General features: G+C 49.5%; 2 tRNA genes. Both read left to right on the forward strand.

From position 1 onward, the window contains the following. The first annotated feature begins 82 nt into the window (after nucleotides 1–82). Nucleotides 83–159, forward strand: a tRNA-Ile gene (locus A1830_RS20800). Nucleotides 160–314: 155 nt separating this feature from the next. After that, nucleotides 315–390 (forward strand) — tRNA-Ala (locus A1830_RS20805). Nucleotides 391–521: the final 131 nt, after the last annotated feature.

The raw sequence follows: 521 nt of genomic DNA on the forward strand, positions 1-521 counted from the left end.
CCTCCTTACCTGAAGATACCTTCCCGCGTAGTGTCCACAACAGATTGTCTGATGAAAAAGTAACGAGCAGAAAAACCTCTACAGGCTTGTAGCTCAGGTGGTTAGAGCGCACCCCTGATAAGGGTGAGGTCGGTGGTTCAAGTCCACTCAGGCCTACCAAATTTTCACTCATGCTGCGTTATGCGCGCGGTCGTTTACCTCAGGTAAACTTCCCTTCCGCATGCCCTGCATGAGCAAAAATTAACATTTGCCGCCTCACAGCGACAGGTGAACTCACGTTGAGTGGTAGTGGAAGGTCTCTGCAGTAACTGTATGGGGCTATAGCTCAGCTGGGAGAGCGCCTGCCTTGCACGCAGGAGGTCAGCGGTTCGATCCCGCTTAGCTCCACCATGCAGTTTTCTGACAATACTTCAGAGCGTACCGGCAACGGTGTGCTGCGAAGTATTATGCTCTTTAATAATCCGGAACAAGCTGAAAATTGAAACGACGTATCGTTTTCATTCTCCGTAATAAGAATGAAA

It is taken from the genome of Erwinia sp. ErVv1 (assembly GCF_900068895.1).
Classification (GTDB): Bacteria; Pseudomonadota; Gammaproteobacteria; order Enterobacterales; family Enterobacteriaceae; genus Erwinia.